The sequence below is a fragment of the Geobacillus sp. BK01 genome, assembly GCF_052220245.1.
In the GTDB taxonomy this organism is placed as follows: domain Bacteria; phylum Bacillota; class Bacilli; order Bacillales; family Anoxybacillaceae; genus Geobacillus.
On the sequence record NZ_JBQPTH010000001.1, the window covers coordinates 354,260 to 374,175 of the forward strand.

The 19,916-nt window shown below is 55.2% G+C and carries 22 protein-coding genes and 1 pseudogene; 14 read left to right on the plus strand and 9 right to left on the minus strand.

The annotated features are described in order from the left end of the window. The first annotated feature begins 8 nt into the window (after positions 1-8). From ACTVDO_RS01860 to ACTVDO_RS01880, 5 genes are all read left to right on the plus strand, one after another. A complete protein-coding gene (locus tag ACTVDO_RS01860) occupies positions 9-1,133 on the plus strand; it encodes a tripeptidase T (RefSeq protein ID WP_020960460.1) in 1,125 nt (374 codons plus the stop codon). Between the two features lie 118 nt (positions 1,134-1,251). Beyond that, positions 1,252-1,737, plus strand: a complete 486-nt coding sequence (locus tag ACTVDO_RS01865) for a chemotaxis protein CheW (protein WP_020960459.1) — start codon at positions 1,252-1,254, stop codon at positions 1,735-1,737. Between the two features lie 80 nt (positions 1,738-1,817). Further along, positions 1,818-2,015 carry a hypothetical protein gene (locus ACTVDO_RS01870; protein WP_020960458.1) on the plus strand — a complete coding sequence of 66 codons (198 nt, stop codon included), beginning with the start codon at positions 1,818-1,820 and terminating at the stop codon, positions 2,013-2,015. Between the two features lie 157 nt (positions 2,016-2,172). Then, positions 2,173-3,582 (plus strand): NADP-dependent phosphogluconate dehydrogenase, encoded by a 1,410-nt coding sequence (gene gndA, locus ACTVDO_RS01875; protein WP_442900961.1) that lies wholly within the window; start codon positions 2,173-2,175, stop codon positions 3,580-3,582. Between the two features lie 353 nt (positions 3,583-3,935). After that, positions 3,936-5,303, plus strand: coding sequence for a glycoside hydrolase family 1 protein (locus tag ACTVDO_RS01880; RefSeq protein ID WP_020960455.1), 1,368 nt, complete (start codon positions 3,936-3,938; stop codon positions 5,301-5,303). 26 nt (positions 5,304-5,329) lie between these two features. Here the strand turns inward: ACTVDO_RS01880 and ACTVDO_RS01885 are convergent, their stop codons facing one another. The 4 genes from ACTVDO_RS01885 to zwf all read right to left on the minus strand — a co-directional run bounded on the left by ACTVDO_RS01885 (position 5,330) and on the right by zwf (position 8,558). Continuing rightward, on the minus strand, positions 5,330-5,746 hold the full coding sequence (locus ACTVDO_RS01885; RefSeq protein WP_020960454.1) for a PIN domain-containing protein: 417 nt from the start codon (positions 5,744-5,746) through the stop codon (positions 5,330-5,332). Next, positions 5,747-6,058 (minus strand): AbrB/MazE/SpoVT family DNA-binding domain-containing protein, encoded by a 312-nt coding sequence (locus tag ACTVDO_RS01890; RefSeq protein WP_020960453.1) that lies wholly within the window; start codon positions 6,056-6,058, stop codon positions 5,747-5,749. A gap of 242 nt (positions 6,059-6,300) precedes the next feature. Continuing rightward, positions 6,301-6,918 (minus strand): cyclase family protein, encoded by a 618-nt coding sequence (locus tag ACTVDO_RS01895; RefSeq protein WP_442900933.1) that lies wholly within the window; start codon positions 6,916-6,918, stop codon positions 6,301-6,303. Positions 6,919-7,064: 146 nt separating this feature from the next. Beyond that, positions 7,065-8,558 (minus strand): glucose-6-phosphate dehydrogenase, encoded by a 1,494-nt coding sequence (zwf, locus tag ACTVDO_RS01900; RefSeq protein ID WP_442900934.1) that lies wholly within the window; start codon positions 8,556-8,558, stop codon positions 7,065-7,067. A gap of 174 nt (positions 8,559-8,732) precedes the next feature. Here zwf and rnz point away from each other — a divergent pair, with 174 nt between their 5' ends. Then, entirely contained in the window at positions 8,733-9,653 is a 921-nt protein-coding gene (gene rnz / locus ACTVDO_RS01905; protein WP_442900935.1) for a ribonuclease Z, read from the plus strand. Here the strand turns inward: rnz and namA are convergent. Both namA and proI read right to left on the minus strand, forming a co-directional pair. Continuing rightward, a complete protein-coding gene (gene namA / locus ACTVDO_RS01910; protein ID WP_442900936.1) occupies positions 9,650-10,672 on the minus strand; it encodes an NADPH dehydrogenase NamA in 1,023 nt (340 codons plus the stop codon). The genes rnz and namA overlap by 4 nt on opposite strands. 142 nt (positions 10,673-10,814) lie before the next feature. Beyond that, the gene (proI, locus tag ACTVDO_RS01915) at positions 10,815-11,654 is read right to left on the minus strand and encodes a pyrroline-5-carboxylate reductase ProI (RefSeq protein ID WP_442900937.1); all 840 of its coding nucleotides are present in this window, start codon (positions 11,652-11,654) and stop codon (positions 10,815-10,817) included. Positions 11,655-12,169: 515 nt separating this feature from the next. Between proI and ACTVDO_RS01920 the strand changes: the two genes are divergently transcribed. Both ACTVDO_RS01920 and ACTVDO_RS01925 read left to right on the plus strand, forming a co-directional pair. Continuing rightward, a complete protein-coding gene (locus ACTVDO_RS01920; protein ID WP_442900938.1) occupies positions 12,170-13,141 on the plus strand; it encodes an MBL fold metallo-hydrolase in 972 nt (323 codons plus the stop codon). Beyond that, entirely contained in the window at positions 13,132-13,920 is a 789-nt protein-coding gene (locus ACTVDO_RS01925) for an SDR family NAD(P)-dependent oxidoreductase (protein ID WP_020960446.1), read from the plus strand. The genes ACTVDO_RS01920 and ACTVDO_RS01925 overlap by 10 nt, the downstream gene beginning before the upstream one ends. A gap of 61 nt (positions 13,921-13,981) precedes the next feature. Here the strand turns inward: ACTVDO_RS01925 and ACTVDO_RS01930 are convergent. After that, positions 13,982-14,179 (minus strand): annotated as a pseudogene (locus ACTVDO_RS01930) (YqzH family protein). Positions 14,180-14,253: 74 nt separating this feature from the next. Next, entirely contained in the window at positions 14,254-14,472 is a 219-nt protein-coding gene (locus tag ACTVDO_RS01935; protein ID WP_020960444.1) for a CDGSH iron-sulfur domain-containing protein, read from the minus strand. Between the two features lie 82 nt (positions 14,473-14,554). Between ACTVDO_RS01935 and ACTVDO_RS01940 the strand changes: the two genes are divergently transcribed. The 4 genes from ACTVDO_RS01940 (at position 14,555) to ACTVDO_RS01955 (ending at position 16,828) form a co-directional block, all read left to right on the plus strand. Continuing rightward, positions 14,555-14,899, plus strand: a complete 345-nt coding sequence (locus ACTVDO_RS01940) for an iron-sulfur cluster biosynthesis family protein (protein ID WP_020960443.1) — start codon at positions 14,555-14,557, stop codon at positions 14,897-14,899. Then, positions 14,889-15,128, plus strand: coding sequence for a YqkC family protein (locus ACTVDO_RS01945; protein ID WP_020960442.1), 240 nt, complete (start codon positions 14,889-14,891; stop codon positions 15,126-15,128). Before ACTVDO_RS01940 ends, ACTVDO_RS01945 begins: the two co-directional genes overlap by 11 nt. A gap of 239 nt (positions 15,129-15,367) precedes the next feature. Beyond that, positions 15,368-15,610: a YqkE family protein gene (locus ACTVDO_RS01950; RefSeq protein WP_020960440.1), complete on the plus strand. Its 243-nt coding sequence runs from the start codon at positions 15,368-15,370 to the stop codon at positions 15,608-15,610. Positions 15,611-15,625: 15 nt separating this feature from the next. Further along, positions 15,626-16,828, plus strand: a complete 1,203-nt coding sequence (locus ACTVDO_RS01955) for a CynX/NimT family MFS transporter (protein WP_020960439.1) — start codon at positions 15,626-15,628, stop codon at positions 16,826-16,828. A 193-nt stretch (positions 16,829-17,021) separates the two neighbouring features. Here ACTVDO_RS01955 and ACTVDO_RS01960 read toward each other — a convergent pair whose 3' ends face one another. Continuing rightward, entirely contained in the window at positions 17,022-17,942 is a 921-nt protein-coding gene (locus tag ACTVDO_RS01960) for an aldo/keto reductase (protein ID WP_020960438.1), read from the minus strand. Positions 17,943-18,048: 106 nt separating this feature from the next. On the opposite strand from ACTVDO_RS01960, the gene ACTVDO_RS01965 reads away from it, so the two are divergent. Continuing rightward, entirely contained in the window at positions 18,049-18,612 is a 564-nt protein-coding gene (locus ACTVDO_RS01965) for an NUDIX domain-containing protein (protein WP_020960437.1), read from the plus strand. Then, on the plus strand, positions 18,602-19,789 hold the full coding sequence (locus ACTVDO_RS01970; protein ID WP_442900939.1) for an endonuclease Q family protein: 1,188 nt from the start codon (positions 18,602-18,604) through the stop codon (positions 19,787-19,789). The genes ACTVDO_RS01965 and ACTVDO_RS01970 overlap by 11 nt, the downstream gene beginning before the upstream one ends. The last annotated feature ends 127 nt before the right edge of the window (positions 19,790-19,916 follow it).

A 19,916-nucleotide genomic window follows, 5' to 3' on the forward strand; every position in this document is an offset into this window, starting at 1 on the left:
CGAAAGCGATGGTGAACGAGCAACGTCTTGTCGACGAGTTTTTGGAACTTGTGCAAATCGATTCGGAAACGAAGCATGAAGGCGACATTGCGAAGGTGCTGAAGCAAAAGTTTGAAGCGCTCGGCCTCGAGGTGATCGAAGACGATGCCGCCGCGAAAACGGGGCATGGAGCCGGCAACTTGATTTGCACGCTCGCGGCGACGAAAGACGGGGTCGACCCGATTTACTTCACGTCGCATATGGATACGGTTGTGCCGGGGAAAGGCGTGAAACCGTCGATCCAAGACGGCTATGTCGTCACGGACGGGACGACGATTTTAGGCGCGGACGATAAAGCCGGCTTGGCGGCGATGTTCGAAGCGATCCGGGTGCTGAAAGAGCAAAACATCCCGCACGGCGTAATCCAGTTTATCATTACTGTCGGAGAAGAATCCGGGTTAATTGGGGCGAAGGCGCTTGACCCGTCGCTTATTCAAGCGAAATACGGCTATGCCTTAGACAGCGACGGCAAGGTCGGCAACATCGTCGTCGCCGCGCCGACGCAGGCGAAATTGAAAGTCGTTGTGCACGGCAAAACGGCGCACGCCGGCGTGGCGCCGGAAAAAGGGGTGTCCGCCATTACGATTGCGGCGAAGGCGATCGCGAAAATGCCGCTCGGCCGCATCGACGAGGAGACGACGGCGAACATCGGCCGCTTCGAAGGGGGCACGCAAACGAACATCGTCTGCGACCGCGTCGATATTTTAGCGGAAGCCCGCTCGCTCGTCCCGGAGAAAATGGAAGCGCAAGTGGCGAAAATGAAAGAGGCGTTTGAAACGGTTGCCGCGGAAATGGGGGGGCGCGCCGATGTCGATGTCGACGTGATGTACCCAGGCTTCAAGTTCGGCGACGGCGACCATGTTGTGGAGGTCGCGAAACGGGCGGCGGCGAAAATCGGCCGGCCGTGCAAGCTGGAGAAAAGCGGCGGCGGCAGCGATGCCAACATCATCGCCGGCTTCGGCATTCCGACCGTCAACCTCGCTGTCGGCTATGAAGAGATCCATACGACGAACGAGCGGATGCCGATTGAAGAGCTGGTCAAGCTGACGGAAATGGTCATCGCCATTGTCGAAGAAGTCGCCAATGCCGAGTGAGCATCCCTTGTTGGATGCTCTTTTTCGTCGGATGATGAAATTTCGGTGAAAATTTGGCTGACATCGGCCGATAAAAAAGGAGACAAGATTGGTGAATGACGAAAGAGGTGGCGGGGGAATGGACAAATATGTCGTCTTTCGCGTCGAGCGGGAACAGTATGCCGTCTCGATCGCGTATGTCGTCTCGATTGAAAAAATGACGGCGCCGACCGCGGTGCCGCATATGCCGGACTATATGGCCGGCGTCGTGCGCATCCGCGGCGAGCTCGTGCCGGTGCTTGATATGCGGAAGCTGTTGTACGGCCGGGCCGTCGACGAAACGGACCAGACGCGCCTTGTCGTCGCCGCGGTCGACGAGTTGTCGGTGGCGTTTATTGTCGATGAAGCGAAGGAAATCGTGGATATTGAACAAGAGGCGATCAAACCGCTCCAGCTCATGTCCGCGGAGCGCACGCCGTATGTAGCCGGAATGGCGGCGCAAGACGACCGGCTGTTGACCGTGCTTGACCCGCGCGTTTTGTTTGCCCATTTGGACGAAGCGGAAGAGATTCGCGAGCAAGTAGCCGCCGCCCAAGCCGCTGCGCGGGCGGGCGAGACGGTATAGGTGTTTGCCTATACCGTTTTTTCTTCCGCGCATATCCTAACCATGGAAGCAAGTTGACACACAAAAAAGGAGGGCGTTCCATGGTTCAACCGTTCGGTCCGTATATGGGTGGCTTTTATCCGCCATACTTCGGCAGCTACGGCCATCACCCATACGGTTATCACCATCATCATCATTGGCATGGAGGGTATGACGGCTATCATCACTTCCCGTATGGCATGCCTTATGGTCATTACCCGTTTTCGCCGTACGGCTTCCCGCATTACGGAGGCTACTAAGCATGAGGGGCGTTACGCCCCTTTTTACATGAACATGCCAAATGAGGCTCGTCGTGCCGTCCTGTTCCTAAATCGGTTTAGAAAAACTTGCAGGCGGGCGCAAACGTGTGGTATGTTGTTTAGTGAACAAACCAAAAACGGAAAGGGACGTTGAATGATGGCAAAACAGCAAATCGGCGTCATCGGACTGGCGGTCATGGGGAAAAATTTGGCGTTGAACATTGAAAGCCGGGGTTATTCGGTGGCGGTGTACAACCGTTCGCGCGAAAAAACGGATGAATTTTTGGAAGAAGCGAAAGGAAAAAACGTTGTTGGTACATACAGCATCGAAGAATTCGTCAACGCCCTGGAAAAGCCGCGGAAAATTTTGCTCATGGTGAAAGCGGGCGCGCCGACGGACGCGACGATCGAACAGCTGAAGCCGTATTTGGAAAAAGGCGATATTTTAATTGACGGCGGCAATACGTATTTCAAAGATACGCAGCGCCGAAACAAAGAACTTGCCGAACTTGGCATCCACTTCATCGGCACCGGCGTCTCCGGCGGCGAGGAAGGGGCGCTGAAAGGACCGTCGATCATGCCGGGGGGACAAAAAGAAGCGCATGAGCTCGTGCGTCCGATCTTTGAAGCCATCGCCGCCAAAGTCGACGGCGAGCCGTGCACGACGTACATCGGTCCGGACGGCGCCGGCCATTACGTCAAAATGGTGCATAACGGCATCGAATACGGCGACATGCAGCTGATCGCTGAAGCGTACTTCCTGCTCAAACATGTGCTCGGCATGGAAGCGAACGAATTGCACGAAGTGTTCGCTGACTGGAACAAAGGCGAATTGAACAGCTATCTCATTGAAATTACCGCTGACATTTTCACGAAAATCGATGAAGAAACCGGCAAGCCGCTCGTTGATGTCATTTTGGACAAAGCCGGGCAAAAAGGGACGGGCAAATGGACGAGCCAAAACGCCCTCGATTTGGGCGTTCCGCTGCCGATCATTACGGAATCGGTGTTCGCCCGCTTCATTTCGGCGATGAAAGACGAGCGCGTGAAAGCAAGCAAAGTCCTCTCCGGCCCGGCGGTGAAGCCGTTTGAAGGCGACCGCGCCCACTTCATCGAAGCCGTGCGCCGCGCGCTCTACATGAGCAAAATTTGCTCGTACGCCCAAGGATTTGCGCAAATGAAGGCGGCGTCCGACGAATACGATTGGAACTTGCGCTATGGCGACATCGCGATGATTTTCCGCGGCGGCTGCATCATCCGCGCGCAATTTTTGCAAAAAATCAAAGAGGCGTACGATCGCGATCCGGCGCTTTCGAACTTGCTGTTGGATCCGTATTTCCAAGACATCGTCGAACGCTACCAAGACGCGCTCCGCGAAATCGTCGCCACCGCGGCGATGCGCGGCATTCCGGTGCCAGGATTCGCCAGCGCCCTCGCGTACTATGACAGCTACCGCACTGCGGTGCTGCCGGCCAACTTAATCCAGGCACAGCGCGACTACTTCGGCGCCCACACGTACGAACGCGTCGACAAGGAAGGCATTTTCCATACGGAATGGTTGAAATAAGCGAAAACCCTTAGAGCCGCAGGCGGTTCTAAGGGTTTTTTGGTGCTTGATGAAACCAACATTTTCTCCAATCGTTGACACCGCATGGATGATTGAAAAAATGGCTCGTAACCAAGCCGGCATGTTAAAGACTGTAGATGAGCATTTTTCATGACGAAGCGCGCGGCAAAAAGCTCCTGCAGAAAAATCGCGGTGAAACCAAATACCACGTACACGTTAAGCAGGAAGATCAAAACGAATTTAACATCTTGTCTTGTTTGGAAAAAAGCAACTATGTCATAATGAAAATGACGTTTGAAAGTCAACGTGCTATGTTTTCGAATCATGCCGTTTTCACATAGGAGGGACTTGCAGTGCCATCACAACGAAAATCGATCATCCCCGACGACTTTTTATGGGGCGGGGCGGTGACGTCGTTTCAGACGGAAGGGGCGTGGAATGAAGGCGGCAAAGGGTTGTCGATCGTTGATGCGCGCCCGATTCCAAAAGGGCATTCCGACTGGAAAGTGGCGGTTGATTTTTACCATCGCTATAAAGAGGATATCGCGCTGTTCAAGGAGCTCGGTTTTACGGCCTATCGGACGAGCATCGCCTGGACGCGCATTTTTCCGGACGGGGAAGGGGAGCCGAATGAAGCGGGTTTGGCGTTTTATGACGCCGTGTTTGATGAATTGAGAGCGAACGGCATCGAGCCGGTCATTACGCTGTACCATTTCGACTTGCCGCTGGCGTTGGCGAGAAAATACAATGGCTTCGCATCAAGGAAAGTCGTCGACTTGTTTGAACGGTACGCGCGCACTGTGTTTGAACGCTATCGCGGGAAAGTGAACTATTGGCTGACGTTCAATGAGCAAAACTTAGTGCTTGAACAACCGCATTTATGGGGGGCGATTGGCCCGGAAGACGAGGATCCGGAAGCGTTTGCTTATCGCGTCTGCCATAACGTGTTGATCGCCCACGCGAAAGCGGTGAAGGCGCTGCGCGAAATCGCTCCCGAAGCGAAGATCGGCGGGATGGTGACGTATTTGACGACGTACCCGGCGACGTGCCGGCCGGAAGATGCTTTGGCGAACGTGCAGGCGAAAGAGCTGTTCATTGATTTCTTTTTTGATATGTTCGCCCGCGGTGTCTATCCGCGTTATGTGACGAATCATCTGGAGAAAAAAGGAATCGTTTTGCCGTTGGAAGAAGGGGATGAACAGCTGCTCCGGGAGCAAACGGTCGACTTTTTGTCATTCAGCTATTATCAAAGCCAAATCGTCCGTCATCAGGAACAGGATGAGCGGATCATCAAAGGGCTTGAACCGAATCCGCACCTGCCAAAGACAAAGTGGGGCTGGGCGATCGACCCGATCGGGTTGCGCATCGCCTTAAAAGACGTGTACGCCCGCTACGAAATGCCGATTTTCATCACCGAAAACGGCATCGGGCTTGAGGAGGAGCTGAACGAGAACGGCACGGTCGAAGATGATGAGCGGATTGACTATTTGCGCCGCCATATTGAACAAATGAAGCGGGCGATGGAAGAAGGAGTCGAGGTGATCGGCTACTTAATGTGGGGGGCGACGGATTTGTTAAGCTCGCAAGGGGAGATGCGCAAGCGCTACGGCGTCATTTTCGTCAACCGCGACGATGAGAACTTGCGCGATTTGAAGCGCTATAAGAAAAAAAGCTTCTACTGGTTCCAGCGCGTCATTCGCACGAACGGGGAAGAACTGTAAAAAGAGGCGGGGAAGCCCCCGCCTTTTTACCAGTCTTTCGGGCGACCATGGCGAATATTCAATCGTCTAACATGTTTGTCCCAAGTCACGACATCTTCTGGGGGATTCGCTTTGGCATGAGCGGCGATATACGCGTCGATGAAGTCCACCTTTTTCTCGCCATAATCTCGAAGCGCCTGTTGCACAACATCTTTTTCCTCTGTTTCGATCCCGATCCCGTCGGTAAACTTTAATAAGGCGGCGGAAATGTCGGACGGCGATGCTTGATAGACGGAGGCCAGCACCCAGCAACATTCTGCAACGACGAGCGGATTAAGGCGCAAAATCAATTCTCCTGCTTCCACTTTCTGCAACATGTCCCCAACCTCTTCCGCAAGCTCTTGGGGATGGCCGGTCATGATTCGAATCACGACATTTGTGTCAATCCACAGCTTGCGAGCCACTTAGTTTTCCTCCTCGTCTTTCAATTCTTTTGCTCCCATCGTCCGATATGCTTCATTCCGGATTTCCTCAACGGGGCGGAACGGTTGATTGGTTTTGAGAATGCCGATTAATTGTGACAAGCGATATTTTTTCGTGACTTCCACTTTTATTTCTCCATCTTGGTTGACCATAAACGTCAGATCATCGCCTTCGGTGAGGCCTAATGTTTTTCGGATTTCAACGGGAATCACCACTTGGCCGCGGCTGGACAGCTTGCTTGTCGCTTTCACGACGATCGGCGATGATTGATCCGAAACATTCATTTTTTCCATTGGCGTGTTTCGCTCCTTCCTAAACACTTTTGATACTTATCTTTATTATATGTCTTATTTGTGTGTTGAATCAATCGTTGAAAATCATATTATTTTTGGTGTGGTAAGAAGTTGTGTAGGAGACAACAACAAGGATGAGAATGGACGTTTAACACTCTTTTACCTACGTTCATACGTGGAAGAGGGGGGCTTCTCGGTTTGGAATGATCAAACAGCCGGCCCCATCAAGGGACCGGCTGTTTTTACGGTTCGCGGTCAAACAGCAAGACGCGCGCCGGGGCGGCGTCGGTGCCGACGAGTTTGAGCGGGGCGGCGACCATGAAATACTGGCCTTCGGGAACGTCTTTCAGCCGCAGCCCTTCGATGACGATGACGCCGGCGGAAAAGAGCGTTTTATGGGTCGGGTGGCCTTCCTGCGCCCGCTCGATGCCGAGGGCGTCGATGCCGACGCCGCGGACCCGTTTGTCGGCCAAATAGCGGGCGGCGTCGGCGGCGACGAAAATAAACTCAAAGTTAAAGGCCTCTTCGAACGAATTTTTCGTTTTGAACAAGACAAAATCGCCTTCTTGAATGTCGAGATGCGCGATGTCGTCTTTCGTAATCCGGTCGTTGACGTTGGTTGCGTCAAACAGTTTGCATGGACCGACAAGATGGTCAAGCGGAATCGTTTCAAAGGTCGCCCCGCCTTCAACCATATGGAGAGGGGCGTCAATGTGCGTGCCGGTGTGCACGTCCATGTCGATGCGCGATTCGGTGACATAGCCGTTGGTGATCGTTGTGCGCTTCGGCTGTTTTTCCGGTTTGTTTTTGTACACCGGCATGCCTTCGTAAATCGGGGCGGTGACGTCATACATCTTCATCGCTTCTTCACTCCTTTTCGTTTGGGAATGGAAAGGGCCGGGGCCGGCCCTGTCGGCTGTTGGGTGTCAAGCTTTTGACCGTGAAGAAAAGGGAAGAATGAGTGGCGTCGCCCCTTGTTGACAGGCGGGTGACGCCCCCTCGCCCATTACGGTCTCGGATGTTCGATCGGCCACCAGTGGAAGCCGTCTTTTTGCAATAGTTCATCCGCCGCTTTCGGCCCCATCGAACCGGCCTCATAGTTCGGGAAATCGGCGGCTTTCGTGTTCGCCCACACCTCGGAAATTGGATCGACAAACTGCCATGACGCGGCCACTTCATCCCAGTGGGTGAAGTTCGTCGCATCGCCGCGCATGCAGTCGTACAGCAGTTTTTCGTACGCTTCGGGCGTGTTGATGCCGTCGATGCAGTTGTTGCAGTAATCGAGCTTAAACGGGGCGGTCGTGGTCGCTGATTCCCCGGTTTTTTTGCCGTTTAAATGAAGGGTGATGCCTTCATCCGGCTGGATGTGGATGACGAGCAAGTTTGGGGCGATCGTTTCGTTCGTCCGATAGTATAGATTCATCGGCACGTCTTTAAATTGGACGACGATTTTCGTCGATTTTTCCGCCATCCGTTTGCCGGTGCGGATGTAAAACGGCACGCCGGCCCAGCGGAAGTTGTCGATCAAAAGCTTCCCGGCGACGAACGTTTCCGTGTTCGAGTCCGGATCGACGTTCGGCTCCTCGCGGTATGCCGGCACGGCTTTGCCGTGAATCACCCCGCGCCCGTATTGGCCGCGCACGAAGTATTGCCCGACCTCATCGTGCGAGATGGGGCGAAGAGCGCGCAGCACTTTTACCTTTTCGTGGCGGATGTCGTCGGTTGTAAGCCGAATCGGCGGTTCCATCGCCAACAGGGCGACCATTTGCAGCATATGGTTTTGCACCATGTCGCGCAGCGCCCCGGAATGGTCGTAGTAGCGGCCGCGGTCTTCGACGCCGAGCGTTTCGCTTGAGGTAATTTGAATGTTCGAAATAAAGCGGTTGTTCCAAAGCGGCTCGAAAATGGCGTTTGAAAAGCGGATCACTTCGATATTTTGCACCATTTCTTTGCCGAGATAATGGTCGATCCGGTAAATTTCCCGCTCGGAAAAGACGCGGCGGATTTCTTTGTTCAGCTTTTGGGCGCTTGCTAAGTCATGACCGAACGGCTTTTCAATGACCAGCCGTTTAAAGCCATATGTATCGGTCAGCCGCTCCGATTGCAGCCGTGATGTCACCGTGCCGAAAAATTCCGGTGCCATCGCCAAGTAAAAGATGCGGTTGCCTTCCGTTGCGTATGTTTCATCAAGCTGTTCGAGGAGCGCTTTTAAGCGCCGGTACGACTCCGCCTCCGTCACATCGAACGGATGGTAGTAAAAATGGGAGACGAACTCGCCGTCGGTCAGTTTCTGGCTGAGCGCCGTTTCGACCGAGTCGCGCACGTAATGGCGGAACTCATCGGCCGACAGCGGGCGGCGCGCGACGCCGACGACGGCGAACCGCTCGTTTAGGTGCCCTTTTTCATACAGGCGGTAAAGGGACGGAAACAGCTTCCGTTTCGCCAAATCTCCTGTCGCCCCAAAAATGACGATGATCGATTTCGGGTTCATGTTGTCCACCGTATGTACCTCGCTTTAGCCAAATTTGTTTCTTCAACTAAATCATTGTAGAGATTTGCCGGCTGGAACGCAAATATTTTATCGCTTTAGGGTAGGAAAGAAAGTTGAAAAGCGCCCCAGAACCTTGGTACGCTAGCAACAGGCAATGATGACCGAGACAAGGAGTGAATAAGCTTGGAATTATTATTTTTGGGCACCGGCGCCGGCGTGCCGGCGAAAGAGCGCAACGTGTCATCCGTCGCCTTGCAGTTGCTCGATGAGCGCGGGGCGACATGGCTGTTTGACTGCGGTGAAGCGACGCAGCACCAAATTTTGCATACGGCCATTCGCCCGCGCCGTATCGAGCATATTTTCATCACCCATTTGCATGGTGATCATTTGTTTGGGTTACCCGGTCTTCTCAGCAGCCGCTCGTTTCAAAGCGGCGAGACGCCGCTTACCGTGTTCGGTCCGAAAGGCATTCGCGCGTTTGTGGAAACGGCGCTTTCCCTCAGTGGGACGCGGCTGCGCTATGAACTGAACATTGCCGAGATCGAGGAAGGCGTCATTTTTGACGATGAAACGTTTCAAGTCATCGCGAAACGGCTCGATCACGGCATGCCGTCTTATGGCTTCCGCGTCGTCGAAAAAGACTTGCCCGGCCCGCTCTTGGTTGACCGGCTGAAGGCGCTCGGCGTCCGCCCCGGCCCAATTTATCAAGAGATTAAGCAAGGAAAAACGGTCGTGTTGGAGGACGGCACGGTGCTCGATGGACGCGAGTTTGTCGGCCCGCCGCAAAAAGGGCGGATCGTCGCGGTGCTCGGCGACACCCGCTTTTGCGAAGCGGCGATTGAACTCGCCCGCGATGCTGATGTCGTCGTCCACGAGGCGACGTTTGCCGCCGCCGAACAGCGGTTGGCCCACGACTATTTTCATTCAACGACTGCGGATGCAGCCGAAGTGGCGAGGCGGGCCGGAGCGAAGCGGCTTATTTTGACTCATATCAGCTCGCGCTATCAAGGCGAAGCGGCGCTCAAGTTATTGGATGAGGCGCGCCGCGTGTTTCCCAACACTGAGCTCGCCGCCGATTTTGCTTCGTTCTCCATCCCGCGTTAAAACCGCCAGCCGCGCTCGTATTGCACCGGTGCTTCGATTTTGACGCCGAGCTCCCGCGCCGCGGCGTATGGCCAGTACGGGTTGCGCAGCAGCTCCCGCGCCAAAAAGACGAGATCGGCGCGGCCGTTATGGACAATTTCTTCCGCCTGCCAGCCGGAGGTAATCAGGCCGACGGCGCCGGTTGGAATGTCCGCTTCGCGGCGAATGAGTTCGGCAAACGGCACTTGATAGCCTGGATAAGCGGCAATGCGTGCCGGCACGATGGCGCCGGAGCTGACGTCAACAAGGTCGACGCCTTGTTCTTTCATCCGTTTGGCGTACGGGATATAGTCTTTCGCGGTCAGCCCTTCCGGATGGTAGTCGGACGCTGAGATGCGGACAAACAGCGGACCGTCCCACACTTCGCGGACGGCGGCGATCACGTCGCCCAAGAAGCGGTAACGGTTTTCCGGAGAGCCGCCGTATTCGTCTTGGCGCCGGTTGGAGAGCGGCGATAAAAATTCGTTAATTAAGTAGCCGTGGGCGGCATGGATTTCGATGACGTCAAAACCGGCTTCTTTTGCCCGCCGCGCCCCGTTTTGGAACGCCTGCACCGTCTCTTCGATGTCCGATTTCGTCATTTCTTTCGGCGTCCGTGACGATTCGTTGAATGGAATGGCGGATGGGGCGATGATTTCCCCTGGCACTTGTGACTTTCTTCCGGCGTGGGCGAGCTGGATGCCGATGGCGGCTCCATGTTCTTTCACCAGCCCAACGAGTTCGCGGAGTCCATCGACATGGCCATCGCTCCAGATGCCTAGGTCTTGTTCAGAAATGCGGCCTTGCGGTGTTACCCCGGTCGCTTCGACGATAATGAGGCCGACTTGGCCGACGGCGCGCGCCGGGTAGTGGAGTTTATGCCATGTGCGCACCGTGCCGTCTTTCGTCTCACATGAGTACATGCACATCGGCGACATAACGATCCGGTTTTTCAGTGTCAGTCCGCGGATCGTATATGGTGAAAACAATACCGTTTTCATGGCAGACAGCTCCTTTCTATACCAATGAATGGTTCATGACTGAATGATAACATGCTGCCTGCCAAAAACAAAATGAAACGGACCGCCGCCATGTGCGGCTTAGTGCAGAAGGCGGCGTCCGACAGTGCGCTTTTGCAGCGGGTTACGATTCGGCGAGCGCAGCGAGCAGGGCGTTGCCGAGCTCTTCGGAGCGGGTGGCCGCCCGGCGGATGCAGGCGGCGATCGCCTCTTGAAACCGGTATTGTTCGAGCACGCCGATGCCGGCTTCGGTCGTGCCGCCCGGGCTTGTGACTTCGCGGCGCAGGACGGATGGATGCTTGTCGGACGCTTTTAACATTTCCGCCGCGCCGATGATCGTCTGCAAAATGAGTGTTTTCGCCACATTGCGCTCAAGGCCAATGTCGGCGGCCGCCTTTTCCATCGCTTCGACCAAGTAATAGACGTATGCCGGACCGCTTCCGGACAGGCCGGTAACCGCGTGCAAGTCGCGCTCCGGCACAACGGTGACGATGCCGACCGTTTCAAACAGCTGTTTCGCCGTTTCAAGATGCTGCTCCGAGGCGAAGCGGCCACCGGCGATCGCGGTCGCCGATAGGCCGACGGCTGCGGATGTGTTTGGCATAGCCCGCACCACGGCAACATCGCGTCCGGCGAGCTGTTCGATCGTTTCGGTTGTGACGCCGGCAAGCAGCGAGAGAATGAGCTGGTTTGGACGAATGGCCGGCGCGACAGCGGCCATCGCATCGGCGACATCTTTCGGTTTCATGGCTAAAATAACGATGTCCGCACGTTCGACAGCAAGGTGTACGTTTTGGGCGGCGCGGACGCCATATGTGCGCTCGAGCTCCCCGAGCCGGGCGCGGTTTTGTCGGTTTGTCACGACGATTTGTTCCGGATGGCAAAACGTTTTCGTCATACCGGCGATGAGCGCTTCGGCCATCGAGCCGGCCCCGATAAAGGCAATGGACCGTGTTGTTGTCATCGCATTCACTCCCTTTTCTTGTTGTCAAGCAAAAGAAAAAGGTTCCCCGTCCTGCAAAAGGACGGAAAACCTTCGTTTCCGCGGTACCACCTTTTTTGGCCCGGTTTGGCTTGCGCCAAACGAGCCCGACTCTGCCCCGATAACGCCGGGGAGGCGTTTAGGTTGGCCTAACAGCTCCCAAGGTAGGTTCAACCGAAAAGAGGGCAGCGAAGCCTTCCAGCCGCGGGCTTCGCTCTCTGGCTGCCGTTTCCGGTTTACTGGCCCTGTTCATCACCGTTTTTGCCGTATCGTGATTTTATTTGTCATTATGCCGCGGGACGAGCATGATTGTCAAGAGAGGAGAACGAATTTTTTTTGCAATTTCGGCGCCCAGAAGAAAAAGGCATGACAAATGGATGAAATCGGTGTAAACTGAAAAATAATATATGAATAATCGTTCATTTTGGCGGTCAAAGGGCCGAACGTCTTATGCCGGTTTTTGACCAACTTGAATTTGAAAGAAAGAAGGGAATGGCATGAAAGAGGAACGGGTTTACCGTCTCACCGTGCCGACGCCGTTTCCGGTCGGCAGCGTGCATATGTATGTTATCGCCGGCGACCGGCTGACGTTGGTCGACGCCGGAGTGAAAACAGAAGAAGCATGGCGGCTGTTCCGAACGCAACTAGGCGAGATCGGTTATACGCCCGCTGACATTGAACAAATCGTCATCACACACCATCACCCCGATCATGTCGGCTTGCTTAATTATTTTCCCGATGCTCCGGTCATCGGTCACCCGAAAGCGGACCCGTTTTTGCGCCGCGACCCATCATTTATGGGACGCTATGTCCAGTTTTTTCAGCAGTTTTTTGCCGAATGCGGCGTTGACGCCCGCTTGTTCAGCCGCTTGTCCAAAGAGGGGGGATCGCTTCGCTACGCCGGAAGACGGGGGCTTGATATCGCGGTGACGGAAGGAGACGCGGTGCCGGGGCTGCCGCGTTGGCGCGTCATTGAAACGCCGGGACATGCCCAAAGCCATATTGTGCTTTATCGCGAGGATGACGGCTTGTTGATCGGCGGCGATCATTTGCTTTTGCATATCTCCCCGAACCCGATGATGGAGCCGCCTGCCGAAGGAGAAACGAAGCGGCCGAAACCGCTATTGCAATATAACGAATCATTGAAAAAGATGTTGCAATACGATATCGTCCGCTCACTAAACGGCCATGGTGACGATACGACCGACATTCCAACGCTCGTTCGCGAGCGGCTTGCCAAGCAGCGCCAGCGCGCCGAGCGGGTGCTCGAAATGGTGCAAGAGCGTCCGCATACCGTATTTGAAGTATGCCAGAAGCTGTTTCCGACCGCCTATGAACGCGAACTAATGCTAACGATGTCCGAGACGATCGGTCAGCTTGACTATTTGGAAGCGAATGGCGACGTGCGGAAAAAACAAGCGGATGGTCATTACATTTATGAGGCGGTGGGGGTGTCGGTGTGCGATTAGCCGGCTGCCGCGTCGTTATTACCGGGGCGTCTGGCGGCATCGGCGAGCAGATCGCTTATGAAGCGGCGCGGCAAGGAGCGGTGCCGGTGCTGTTGGCGCGGAATGCCGGGCGGCTTCAAGAAGTGAGCGCCCGCATCCAAGCGCAATACGGCGTATCCGCACCGCATATGGAGCTTGATGTCAGCGACCGCGAAATGGTCGAGGCGGTATTTTCCCGGCTGTTTGAGGAGCTTGATGGCATCGATGTACTCGTCAATAACGCCGGCTTTGGCGTTTTCCGTTACGTCGAGGACATTGACTTGGACGAGGCGGAAGCGATGTTTGCCGTCAACGTTTTCGGTCTTATGGCTTGCACAAAGGCGGTGTATTCCCATATGAAAGAGCGGGGGAGAGGCCATATTATCAACATCGCCTCGCAGGCCGGCAAAATCGCCACGCCAAAGTCTAGCGTGTACTCGGCAACCAAACATGCTGTCATCGGGTTTACCGACAGTTTGCGCCTTGAGGCGAGCCGGTTTGGTGTGTTTGTCACCGCCGTCAACCCTGGTCCAGTCGAAACCCGATTTTTTGATCTAGCGGATGAGACAGGCGACTATGCACGCAACGTGTCGCGCTGGATGCTTCGGGCGGAGGCGGTGGCAAGACGTGTAGTAGCAGTGATGATGACCCCGACGCGCGAAGTGAATATGCCGGGCTGGATGGACGTGGGCAGCCGGCTGTATCGCCTTGCCCCGGGGTTGGTGGAAAAAGTGGCGAAACGAGCGTTTTTCCAAAAGTAACCGGCTGGCCTTCATACAGAGCCAGCCGGTTTATGGTTGTGAAGAAGCCGCCGGTTTGGCATTAGGCGCCCGTAAGAAACCGGTACACAGCGTCATGGACGAGTTCATACACATCCGCGCCCCGGTGTTCTTCCTTGGCGGCGGCGATATGGGCGCAAAGGCTGCGTCATTCGTTGTCGCTAAGCGGCATCATCTCCTCGTCATAGCCATAGTGACGCAAGCAGTTGCGCACTTGCTTTTGCAGCCATCGTTCATCCATCGACTCCCACCGTCCGTTAGGAAACTTGTGCAAGGAGGCCTTTGCCTTTCGATACGGAAATGACCATCTGTTCGTCACTGCTCATCCGTTTCCGGGGATGGGGCACGGACGACCGACTGAAAGCGTCCTTTATGCGATCCATCGCAAAACGGCTTGTTGTTCGACAGCCCGCAACGGCACAACGAAAACGTTTGTTTCGTTACAAACGGCTTTCCTTCTCCGTCTAGAAGCTCCACATCGCCAGTGACGCGGAGCGAGCCGTTGTCGTTAACTTTGATTTGCACTTTTGCCATCGGGTTTTCCTCCCTTTCGTTTTGACAGTCTTGCCTGCGAACAGGTAGAATAATAAAAAAACAAACGGAAAAAGGAGCAGCTATGAGCGTGAATATCACGTTTACCGACGCAGCAAAAAAAATGCTTACCCCCATTGTAGCCGAATCGGGGCGGCAGTTAAAGCTTAAATACGACACTGACGGCTGCGGCTGTTTAGTCGACGGCGTGCCGGCGCTATGGCTCGTTGACGAGGCCGATGAGGACGATCTTGTCGTTGGGACGAATTTTGTGCCGGTGCTTTTAGAGCGTTCGCGGCTCATCTTTTTTGATGAAACGATGACGATCGATGTCAAGCCGGACACGGCCGTCTTTCAGCTAAAAAGCCCAAGACAAATATTAAACGGGCATATGCCGCTCGTGAAGGTGGGATCCGGCGATGAACGGTAAACTCCGGCAGCTGGCGGAGACGGCAAGGCAAAAAACGTGGGTGTCATTCACCCATGAAAATGATCCGTACAGCCTGCTTCATTGGTCGGTCGCCGGTCCGTACCATGACAAAAAAGACGTTTGGCTTTTGCAAAATGAGATGACGTTTGAAACGAAGGAGTTTGCGACGCTTAATGATGCAATCGCCTGGCTTGGCGAGCATATGCCGCACATTACTGAAGTGCTGTAAAAACCGTAACCCGACCGGTTACGGTTTTTCTATCGTCCGCCTGTTATTGGGGGCTGTTTTGCCGCTTTGTCGGATGGAGCGCTTTTTCCAGTTCTTCTTTCGCGATTACCGGCTTGACTGTATCAGCGGACGGCTTTCCTTTTTGAGCACGGTTTTTGGCCATCGGTCATCTCTCCTTTTCATGGTTTAGTTGTATCGTTTGACAAACAGGCGGCTGTTATGCAAGGAGGTGAAAAACGGTGAAGAAGCAAGCGAAGCGGAAGAAGGAGCAAGATCAACAGACCGTAACGCTCGCCGACCGAATCGGCGCAGACATCGAGGCAAAGTTGCTGGCGAAAAAGCGGGCGCTTGCCGAGGAAGAGCAGCGGCGGCGAGCGGCGGAAGAAGCGCGGCGCCGTGAAGAGGCGCGCCGGCGCGACGAGCAGAAGTCATTTGCCGAGCTGCTTGAGGAAAGCGATTTTGACTGGCGCCAGTTTAAGTAAAGGGGGAAAGGATGGATGAGACAAAAAACTGTGGCGGCAAGTACGGCGGCTTCTCCGATGCTCATGGCGGCTGCGGTCATCGCTTTGGCCGCCAATTTGCGCGCACCGATCACAACGGTCGGCCCGCTCGTTCCTGAACTGCAGCAGGAGCTTCACCTCTCCCATGCCGCTGCCGGGGCGCTGACGACCATTCCGCTATTGGCGTTTGCCTTGTTGGCGCCGGCGGCCGCTGCTTTTGCCCGCCGGATCGGGATGGAGCGGACATTGTTTTATTCGCTCATCGTCTTGCTCGCTGGCGAACTCATCCGCCCGCTTGCAGGAAGTTTTTGGCTGTTTGCCGGTACAGCGCTGATCGGGGCGGCGATCGCTGTCAACAACGTCCTCATGCCGGCGTTCGTTAAAGATGTGTTTCCTAAACGGGTTGGCTTCATGACGGGCATTTATACGGTGACGATGAACGTCAGCGCCGCCTTCGCTTCCGGTCTTGCTGTTCCGCTTGCCGACGGGTGGGGGATCGGCTGGGAAGGAGCGCTCCGCTTTTGGGCGTTGCTTGCTTTGGCAGCGATTATTGTCTGGTTGCCGCAAATTCGTCGCCGGAAATCTGCCGGCGCTCCGTCAGGAAGCCGGCGCTCGTCATTTTGGCGGTCATGGCTTGCCTGGCAAGTGACACTGTTTATGGGGCTGCAATCATTTTTCTTTTACTGTGTCGTTACGTGGCTTCCGGAGCTTGGGCAAGGCAAAGGGATGGCAGCTGATACGGCCGGATGGCTGTTGTTTTTCTTCCAGTTTGCGCAGCTGCCGATGATGTTCGTCTCGCCGATGTTGGCCGAACGGATGAAAGATCAAAGACTGTTGATCGGCTCATCGGTACTGTTGAAAGTGGCGGGGACGCTCGCCTTGTTAGCCGGCCAAGGATGGTGGCTGTGGGTGGGAGCGTTTCTGGCCGGGCTCGGCGCTGGCATGTCATTTTCACTTGCCATGATGCTGTTTACGCTGCGTACGCGCCGCCCGTTGGCGGCCGCTCAGCTTTCCGCTATGGCCCAATCGGTCGGCTACTTGCTGTCAGCGGCCGGTCCGCTGCTGTTTGGCGTGCTGTACGATACGTCCGGTCATTTCATCCTTTCCCTCGTTTTGCTGTTGGCTGTCTGCGCGGGCATGATGGGGTTCGGTTTGGGGGCAGCAAGAGACAAGTATGTGGAGGATGAAGAAGCGGTTTAGCCGGAACGTCGGGGCAAGGCGCCTCCCCGGTTCATAGGTAAAAAGAGCCCGCGAGCGGCCGTGTTGCCGCCTCGGGCTCTTCTCTTTGTTCCGTTGGAGCGGCCGGTTCGTATCGGTATACGGTTTACGTTTATCGGCGTGCCGATCCGTTTCCTGCCGGCCGGTTTGGAGCGGTGTTTTATGCCACCTTTGCTTACCGGTGAATTTTGTAAACCGAACGCTTCGTCGCCTGTTTTAACCATTCGTATTCGCCGGCATCAAGCGGCAGCGCGGATGCGGCGGCGGTGTTTTCCTCCAACTGCTCAAGGCGGCTGGCGCCGGGAACCACCGCGGCGACGACCGGGTCATACAAGCAAAACTGAAGCGCAGTCGCGGTCAACGAACGGCGTTCCCCCGTTTTTTCTTTCAGCTTCGCGATGAGCGTTTGCAGCTCATTGTACGAATAATCGAGGTAGCCATGCGCTTTCACCGCCGCTTCCGCCGCTTCGAGCGGTCGGTCGGTCAGCAAGCCTTTGGCGACCGGGCCGCGGGCGATCACACTGATGTGATGCTCGCGCAGGAGCGGAAACCACTCTTCCGGCCGGCGGTCAAGCAGGCTATATTGCATCATGACGCTGACAATGTTGGAACGTTTGACATATTCACGAATGACGTTCGGACGGATGGAGGAGATGCCGTACCAGCGGATGACGCCTTCTCGCTTTAACTCCTCAAACGCCGCAATCGTCTCGTCGATCGGGTCATCGATTGTGCCGCCGTGGAGCTGGTATAAGTCGATGTAGTCGGTTTGCAGGCGGCGCAGGCTGTCTTTCACCGCTTGTTTAATATACTCCTTGGACGGATCCCAGTCCCAGCCGCTGCCATCCGGCCGCCAACGGTTGCCGACTTTCGTAGCGATGACGACTTGATCGCGTTTTCCTTTTATTGCCTTCCCGACGAACTCTTCGTTCAAGCCTTGATCGTATAAATCGGCTGTATCTAAATAATTGATGCCGCGGTCCAATGCTTCATGGATGAGAGAGATGGCCTGGCGTTCATCGGTGCCAAGCGACATGCACCCGAGCCCAATTTCGCTTACATACAAATCCGATGTGCCAATGCGTCGTTTGTTCATGGCATTACGCTCCCTTCCTTATGATCATTGTACAACAGAGGCGAAAAAAGGGCCAAATATGTAGTACAATGGGAAAGAATTCATTAGCTGATAGGGGAGAAGAAACATGGATCAGTTGTATGAAAAAACCGTCCGCAAAGAGAAACTGTTCAGCGGCCGTATCATTGAGTTGTATGTCGAAGAAGTGGAGTTGCCCAACGGGAAAACGAGCCGGCGCGAGGTGATTAAACATCCGGGGGCGGTGGCAGTGTTGCCGCTGTTGCCCGATGGGAATATCGTCCTTGTCCGCCAGTATCGAAAAGCGCTCGAGCGCGCATTAGTCGAAATTCCGGCGGGCAAGCTAGAACATGGGGAAGAGCCGCTTGCTTCCGCGCACCGCGAACTCGAAGAAGAAACCGGCTACCGTGCCAAATCGATGCGCCATCTCATTTCCTTTTATACATCGCCGGGATTTGCCGATGAGCTCATCCATTTGTACGTCGCCGAGGGGCTGGAGAAAGTGGAGGGCGGCGCTGGTTTAGATGAGGATGAGTTTGTCGAACTGTTGGAAGTGACATTAGAGGAGGCGCTGGATATGCTTGAACAACACGACATTTACGATGCGAAAACGGCATACGCCTTGCAATATTTGCAGTTGCGGCGCGCGCTGGGGGAACAAAATGCCGAATAAAAAAAACGGGGGCGGCCTCGGCCGTTACTATGCCGATTTACATATTCACATCGGCCGGACCGCCTCCGGCCGTCCGGTGAAAATTACCGGGGCGCGGACGTTGACGCTTGAAAACATTTTGCATGAAGCGGCGCATGTGAAAGGGATCGATTTGGTCGGTGTCATTGACAGTCATGTGCCGGAAGTGCTTGACGAACTCGAGCGGGCGATGGATGAACATGGATGGCGCGAACATAATGAGGGGGGCGTCAGCACGGGGAAAGTGACGTTGCTATTGGGCAGTGAGATCGAAGTGTACGATGACCGTTGCCGCGGGCCGATTCACGTCCTTGTTTTTTTGCCGACTGTCCGGGCGATGCGCTTCTTTTCGACCTGGCTTGGCGAACGGGTGAAAAACGTGACACTCAGCTCGCAGCGTATTTACGCTTCGGGGCGCGAGTTGCAGACGGCGGTGAAAGAGCAGGGCGGTTGGTTCATTCCGGCGCATGCGTTCACGCCGTTTAAAAGTTTGTACGGAAAAGGGGTGGAGCGCAGTTTAACGGAAGTGTTCGACCCGGATCGGATCGATGCTGTCGAGCTTGGGCTGAGCGCTGATACAGCTATGGCCGACCAAATCGCCGAGTTGCACCGCTATCCGTATTTGACGAATTCGGACGCCCATTCGTTGCGGAAGATCGCCCGCGAATATGAACAAGTGCGGCTGGCCGCCCCGACGTTTGCCGAGTTGGCAAAAGCGTTTCGCGGTGAAGACGGGAGGGCCATCGCGGCGAATTATGGCTTGAATCCGAAGCTTGGCAAGTATCACCGGACAGTGTGTGAACGCTGCCTGACGCCGGTGGCGCCGGATGCCGAGCGCTGTCCGTCATGCGGACATCGCCGCTTCATTAAAGGAGTGTTTGAGCGGCTTGAGGAATTGAAAACAGCGGAACGTGGGCCGAAGCGGCCGCCATACATCTATCAAGTGCCGCTTGAATTTATCCCCGGCCTCGGTCCGAAAGCGTACGAAAAACTGCTTGACCGTTTCGGTACGGAAATGCATGTGCTGCATGAAGCAGCGGAAGAGGAACTTGCCGAGACGGTCGGGGAAAAGCTCGCCCGGCTGATCGTTCTTGCCCGCAGCGGTGCGCTCGCCATCGAAGCCGGCGGCGGCGGGAAATATGGAAAAGTGAGGGGATGACTGGCAAGAAAAAGTTGGGGGGAGGCCTTGTTCCGCAAAGGGGCGTTTTATGGTTACGCACAGGCGGAGTGATAGTGATGGAAAGCAGGGGGGCCGGTGGGCCCCCTTGCTTTTTTGAAAAACAGTC

Excerpts from the sequence above, each read along its gene's own strand:
- gndA (WP_442900961.1), top strand. The coding sequence starts at position 2,173 with ATGGCAAAACAGCAAATCGGCGTCATCGGACTGGCGGTCATGGGGAAA.
- ACTVDO_RS01960 (WP_020960438.1), bottom strand. The coding sequence starts at position 17,942 with ATGAACAAACGACGCATTGGCACATCGGATTTGTATGTAAGCGAAATT.
- namA (WP_442900936.1), bottom strand. The coding sequence starts at position 10,672 with ATGAAAACGGTATTGTTTTCACCATATACGATCCGCGGACTGACACTG.
- ACTVDO_RS01860 (WP_020960460.1), top strand. The coding sequence starts at position 9 with ATGGTGAACGAGCAACGTCTTGTCGACGAGTTTTTGGAACTTGTGCAA.
- ACTVDO_RS01970 (WP_442900939.1), top strand. The coding sequence starts at position 18,602 with ATGCCGAATAAAAAAAACGGGGGCGGCCTCGGCCGTTACTATGCCGAT.
- ACTVDO_RS01920 (WP_442900938.1), top strand. The coding sequence starts at position 12,170 with ATGAAAGAGGAACGGGTTTACCGTCTCACCGTGCCGACGCCGTTTCCG.
- ACTVDO_RS01965 (WP_020960437.1), top strand. The coding sequence starts at position 18,049 with ATGGATCAGTTGTATGAAAAAACCGTCCGCAAAGAGAAACTGTTCAGC.
- ACTVDO_RS01935 (WP_020960444.1), bottom strand. The coding sequence starts at position 14,472 with ATGGCAAAAGTGCAAATCAAAGTTAACGACAACGGCTCGCTCCGCGTC.
- ACTVDO_RS01945 (WP_020960442.1), top strand. The coding sequence starts at position 14,889 with ATGAACGGTAAACTCCGGCAGCTGGCGGAGACGGCAAGGCAAAAAACG.
- proI (WP_442900937.1), bottom strand. The coding sequence starts at position 11,654 with ATGACAACAACACGGTCCATTGCCTTTATCGGGGCCGGCTCGATGGCC.
- ACTVDO_RS01955 (WP_020960439.1), top strand. The coding sequence starts at position 15,626 with ATGAGACAAAAAACTGTGGCGGCAAGTACGGCGGCTTCTCCGATGCTC.
- ACTVDO_RS01870 (WP_020960458.1), top strand. The coding sequence starts at position 1,818 with ATGGTTCAACCGTTCGGTCCGTATATGGGTGGCTTTTATCCGCCATAC.
- ACTVDO_RS01890 (WP_020960453.1), bottom strand. The coding sequence starts at position 6,058 with ATGGAAAAAATGAATGTTTCGGATCAATCATCGCCGATCGTCGTGAAA.
- ACTVDO_RS01865 (WP_020960459.1), top strand. The coding sequence starts at position 1,252 with ATGGACAAATATGTCGTCTTTCGCGTCGAGCGGGAACAGTATGCCGTC.
- ACTVDO_RS01940 (WP_020960443.1), top strand. The coding sequence starts at position 14,555 with ATGAGCGTGAATATCACGTTTACCGACGCAGCAAAAAAAATGCTTACC.
- ACTVDO_RS01895 (WP_442900933.1), bottom strand. The coding sequence starts at position 6,918 with ATGAAGATGTATGACGTCACCGCCCCGATTTACGAAGGCATGCCGGTG.